General features: G+C 46.8%; 7 protein-coding genes and 1 pseudogene. All 8 read right to left on the bottom strand.

The features are described 5' to 3' along the window. Positions 1-226 precede the first annotated feature (226 nt). Entirely contained in the window at positions 227-718 is a 492-nt protein-coding gene (locus BG32_RS04585; protein WP_259459519.1) for a SprT-like domain-containing protein, read from the bottom strand. A 60-nt stretch (positions 719-778) separates the two neighbouring features. Next, entirely contained in the window at positions 779-1,204 is a 426-nt protein-coding gene (locus tag BG32_RS04580; RefSeq protein WP_006487061.1) for a biotin/lipoyl-containing protein, read from the bottom strand. Next, complete coding sequence (locus BG32_RS04575) at positions 1,201-1,551, bottom strand: OadG family protein (protein WP_014731109.1); 351 nt, start codon at positions 1,549-1,551, stop codon at positions 1,201-1,203. Before BG32_RS04575 ends, BG32_RS04580 begins: the two co-directional genes overlap by 4 nt. A gap of 10 nt (positions 1,552-1,561) precedes the next feature. After that, positions 1,562-3,099, bottom strand: a pseudogene (locus BG32_RS04570) (acyl-CoA carboxylase subunit beta). Positions 3,100-3,111: 12 nt separating this feature from the next. Further along, positions 3,112-3,519 carry a methylmalonyl-CoA epimerase gene (gene mce / locus BG32_RS04565; RefSeq protein WP_006487054.1) on the bottom strand — a complete coding sequence of 136 codons (408 nt, stop codon included), beginning with the start codon at positions 3,517-3,519 and terminating at the stop codon, positions 3,112-3,114. Positions 3,520-3,524: 5 nt separating this feature from the next. Continuing rightward, the gene (meaB, locus tag BG32_RS04560; protein ID WP_259459518.1) at positions 3,525-4,373 is read right to left on the bottom strand and encodes a methylmalonyl Co-A mutase-associated GTPase MeaB; all 849 of its coding nucleotides are present in this window, start codon (positions 4,371-4,373) and stop codon (positions 3,525-3,527) included. Between the two features lie 5 nt (positions 4,374-4,378). Then, the gene (locus BG32_RS04555) at positions 4,379-4,768 is read right to left on the bottom strand and encodes a cobalamin B12-binding domain-containing protein (RefSeq protein WP_039882247.1); all 390 of its coding nucleotides are present in this window, start codon (positions 4,766-4,768) and stop codon (positions 4,379-4,381) included. Between the two features lie 15 nt (positions 4,769-4,783). Continuing rightward, positions 4,784-5,359 (bottom strand): methylmalonyl-CoA mutase family protein (locus BG32_RS04550; RefSeq protein WP_259459517.1); only part of this gene is annotated, 576 nt, incomplete at its 5' end.

Below are 5,359 nucleotides of genomic sequence, written 5' to 3'. Positions count from 1 at the left end.
TGGTAGACTTTCTGGGTTCCCACAGCCTCCACCCAAAAAGAAGTGACAGCATTTACGATTATTTTTATACCATCATAACTGAATTTTATCGGAACAAAATAATCTTCATGAAAATATACAAGCACCTTTGTAAGCCTCTTATAGGTCCCCATAAATATCACCATTTAGATATTAGGTATAAATAATTATAACAGATGAATTTTCAAAAAGGCAAGTATTGTTAGAATTATTTTTCTTGAAGTTCTATAGGAGCTTTACAACAAGAAGACAAACCGTTCTTCCTTCTACGGTTGAAGGAAATTGCGACTGTCCTCTTGCATACGGAGCATACCCATATGTGTACCGGAAGTCCTTCATATTCGGCCACAATATCGAATCCCAACTCCTGAGAGAGCTTGCGGAACTCTGGAGAATTATGAGAGAAGTCCCTGTCGTTCATCATCAAATAGAAGTGGGAGAGCTCGTGAAGCAAGGTTTTCTTAAGAAGCTCCTCATTGTCGGATATAGAAGAAGAGATTTCGATCCTCAGCGGCGTCAGCATCTCACGGCTCTTAGAGTAAACAAGCCTGCCAAGTACCCTCTTAAGTCTTGAGTTGAAGGAGAAGGGTATGTCGGGAAAGACCCCGAAGGCACTAAGGGAAAGCTCTCTAGCCTTTGTAGCAAGGTTTCTGTCTGCTGAATCCATCTTATCTCCCTTCTGAAGAAGAACGACTTGCACGAGATCAACTGCGAAAAGTAGTTGCTCATGCAAAAACATTAGGAGCGGTTCTGACCGCTCCTATGACAGTACTATCATTACTTCGCCTGCATCTATGTTATCTCCTTTTTTTACCCTGATCTCTTTCACAGTACCTGCATCTTCTGAAAGAACACTGTTCTCCATCTTCATGGCTTCCAGCATCACAACTTTCTGACCGGGGGAGACCGAATCTCCGACAGATACGAGCACGTCGAGTATAGTGCCTGACATCGGAGAAAGTATGTTGATCCCTCTTCCCGATCCACTGGTTTGCTGTTCGGGTTCAACCGGTTTTTCAGAGTCCCTAACCGTCTCCGTAGGTCTGGGCCTTTCAACTGCTTCTACCTTTTGAGCAGTCTCCTGTTTCTGAGCTGCGCTCACCGGATTAGAACCGGCCGCCGAAGAAAGCTCCTCAATCTCGACGTCGTATTCCTTACCGTTAACTCGCACTATGAATCTTCTCAATTTCTGTTCCTCCTCACTTTCCAGTAGACGGTCGGTTCTCTACGTTTCCATTGCGAAGCTCTGGCCGAAGGAACCGGAGAGACACTTCTAATTCTGAAATCGCTGTGACCAATTACGGCGTTGACCGCCGCGGCTATCGCCGCAATAACTTCTTCCTCATCGCCCGCTATACTCCTAAGTGGTGCCAATACAGAGTTGGAGGTGGTCTTTTCACTGACGGCTTTCACTCCGTGCCCCTCTCCCCCGGACAACAGTTTACCAAGAACATTGAAAATTACGTACAGCATTGCGAGGACAAGAAAAACAATGGCCACTCCTATGAGGGTTATCTGAACATAATCTGGCATCAGATGCACCTCAAAGCGGAATATTCCCGTGCTTCTTCGATGGTCTGCCTTCGACCTTCGTGTCCAGTGTCTCCAGGGCCCTGATAATCTCCCTTCGACTTTCAGCCGGGTCTATTATCGATTCTATATAGCCTCTCCCGGCGGCGACAAAGGGATTGGCAAAAACATCTTTGTATTCTGCTATCTTTTCCTGTCTAGTTTTCTCGGGGTTGTCGGAAGCATCTATCTCTCTCTTGAATATGATATTAGCTGCTCCTTCAGGGCCCATCACGGCGATTTCTGCCCCGGGCCAAGCAAAAACGATATCCGCACCGAGATGTTGACTGCCCATTGCAATATATGCCCCTCCGTAGGCCTTTCGCAGAATTAGCGTAATCTTCTGGACGGAGGCCTCGCTGTAAGAATAAAGGAGCTTGGCTCCGTGACGGATTATTCCTCCGTGTTCCTGAGATATCCCGGGGAGGAAGCCGGGCGTGTCGACGAATGTGATAATAGGCAAATTGAAAGCATCGAGAAATCTTATGAATCTTGCAGCTTTATCGGAAGCATTTATATCTAGAGAACCCGCAAATACTGAGGCTGATTTGCCACAATTCCTACGGATCTACCGCCAATTCTTGCAAAACCTATGACCATATTCTTGGCGTAGTGTTCGTGTACTTCAAGAAATTTACCATCATCTACGACAAGAGAGATAACTTTCTTTATGTCGTATGACTGCTTCGGATTGTCCGGGACTATTTCTCGAAGTTCCAGAACGGGATCACTGACGGTCGATTCTGTCTTCAAAGGCTCTTCCGAGTTATTCTGCGGAAGGTATTCCAGCAACTCTCTTACCAAGAGCATTGCGTTCTTATCGTCTGGTACTAGGAAATGAGCATTCCCGCTCTTAGTATTATGTACGAGTGCTCCCCCGAGTTCTTCCATAGAGGTCTCTTCACCGGTAACGGCCTTTATAACCTGCGGCCCTGTGATGAACATCTGAGAGTGTTTGTCCGTCATTACAATGAAATCGGTGATTGCCGGCGAATAAACGGCTCCTCCAGCGCATGGACCGCAGATTACCGTTATTTGAGGAATGACTCCTGAGGAAAGAGTGTTTCTGTGGAAGATTCCACCGTAGCCAAACAGTGAATCAACGCCCTCCTGAATTCTCGCACCACCGGAATCGTTTATGCCGACGATCGGTATGCCAAGCTTCATGGCCATGTCCTGTACCTTCATTATCTTTTTCGCGTGCATCTCTCCAAGGGAGCCGCCCTGTACCGTGAAGTCTTGAGAGAAGACGGCAATTTTTCGCCCGTTGACGGTTCCTATGCCGGTTATCACGCCGTCGGCGGGAAATTCCTTGTTTTCAAGACCAAAACTGGTGGCCCTATGCTTCACAAATCTGTCGAATTCTTCAAAGCTTCCTTCATCGCAGAGAGCATCGATTCTCTCCCTGGCAGTAAGCTTTCCAGATTTGTGATGTTTTTCAATCTTGTCCTGACCACCGCCTAGGGTGATCTTTTCGCTTTTTTCAAAGAATTCTTCAAGTCTGCCGGTCACATCGTTCGCCCCCTAGTGGTGTCCTTCGACAAGTTCCATTAGAACTCCGCCTGTGCTCTTTGGGTGGAGAAATACCACTTTCGTTCCTCCTGCACCAATCTCGGCCTCCTTCGAAAGCGGTTTCAAATTCAGTGAAACAGCTTCTTCGATCGCACCTTCAACATTGTCTACATGAAAGGCTATGTGGTGAATTCCCTCTCCCCTGCTTTCGAGGAATTTTGATATCTGGCTGTCTTCAGATATCGGTTCGAGTAGCTCGATTCTCGTATCACCGGCCTTCACGAAGGCAACTCTCAAACCACGGTCGGGAAGTTCTTCGATCCCGGTTAGTTCGAGCTTCAACAGATCTCTGTAAACAGAAAGTCTTTCCTCGATTGATCTAACGGCTATGCCTATATGGTCTATCTTGTCGGATCTCACTTCGACTACCTCCCGATATTCTCAAGAAGATATTTTATCAACTCTTCAAGTTTAGCATTTTCGGCGTAGTGTTCCTTTATAATCTGGTACGCGCTGTTCAAGTTATTGTAAAGGTTGCGCTTTCTTCGCTTTTCGGATAGCCTTCCCGAATTTATATAATCTTCCAAAATTTCTTCGATCTTCTTGTGAAGCTCTTCAATTCCGTTGCCTTTGATGGAATTCGTTCGCACGACAGGTAATTGCTTTCCAGAGAGTTCAAGGATTGCTCTTGTTCTCGAAAACAGCTGATCGGAGCCGGGAAGATCACTCTTATTTACAACAAATATGTCACCGATCTCCATAATACCGGCCTTCATTGTCTGTACATCGTCTCCAAGACCCGGTGCCAATACGAGAACCACTATATCGGCGAGATTTGCGATATCCGTCTCAGACTGGCCGGCTCCTACTGTCTCAACATAAATCCAGTCGTAACCGCTTCTACCGAGAAACTCAACCGTATTGTATATCGAAGGACTCAGTCCACCAACATTTCCGCGACTCGCCATCGACCTAACAAAAATTCCGGGATAATCGGTAGCCCTTCTCATCCTTATCCTGTCCCCAAGAAAGGCTCCTCCTGTGAACGGGCTTGAAGGATCTATCGCAACAACGGCCGTCGACTTCTCAACTGCACTCATACATGCAAGGCGGTCGGTTAAGGATGATTTCCCTGCTCCCGGGCTCCCTGTAACGCCAATTACGAAGTAGTCTCTTTGAGGTAGTTTGTCGATTATCTTCCTGGCTTCGTCCGTGTTGTTTTCTATTATACTCAAAACTCTGGAAACCTTTAACTGATCTATCTTTAGTTCCATGGATCTCATTTCTTTACCGTTTTCTCGATCTTTTCTGCGATAGATTTCAGGGAAGTTCCCGGTCCAAAAACCTCGAAGATCCCTGCCTTCTTAAGCTCTTCGGCGTCTTCTGGAGGGATAATTCCACCAACAAAGACGGGCTTATCTCCAATTCCCGAATCTTCCATCAGCTTTAGAACTTTGCTGCATATCTTCATGTGAGCGCCTGAGAGTATGGAGAGTCCTACGACATCGACATCCTCCTGAAGGGCGGCTTTCACAATAGATTCGGGAGATTGCCTGAGACCCGTGTATATCACTTCCATTCCCGCATCCCTGAGCGCCATAGCAACAACCTTTGCTCCCCTATCGTGTCCATCTAACCCTGGCTTTGCCACTAGTACCTTGATCTTCATCGTCTCCACCCCTCTCTAGAGAATAACGGCTTCGGTGTATTCTCCGAAAACGTCCCTAAGAGCATTCGCGATCTCTCCCAGAGTAGCATAGGCTTTGACAGCCTTAAGTATGAACGGCATGAGGTTATCACTACCCCTTGCCGCCTCTCTGAGATCGTCAAGCAGACTCTCGACTTTGCCATTGTCTCTTCTCGTTCTGAGCATTTCGATCTTCTTTTTCTGCCTGTTTTCGATTGCAGGATCCAGCCTGAGAATATCTTTGACTTCCTTGTCTTCACTTACAAACTCATTTACACCTACGATTATCTGTTCTTTGTTTTCGATAGAAACCTGATACTTGTAGGCGCTGTCAAGGATCTCCTTTTGCACAAATCCATTGCGGACGGCCTCAACCATGCCCCCAAGGTCATCGATCTTCTGAATGTAGTCCATCGCCAGTTCTTCCATTCTGTCTGTGAGCTCCTCTATGAAGTAAGCTCCGCCAAGTGGATCGACAGTATCTGCAACGCCGGTTTCGGAAGCAATTATTTGTTGCGTTCTGAGGGCTATCGTGACGGAGTCTTCTGTTGGCAAACCGAGAGCCTCGTCGAA

The sequence above is a fragment of the Mesotoga sp. HF07.pep.5.2.highcov genome (genome assembly GCF_003666285.1).
In the GTDB taxonomy this organism is placed as follows: Bacteria; Thermotogota; Thermotogae; order Petrotogales; family Kosmotogaceae; genus Mesotoga; species Mesotoga prima.
Note: the sequence above shows the minus strand (reverse complement) of the source record. Positions and strands in the feature narration are given on the sequence as shown.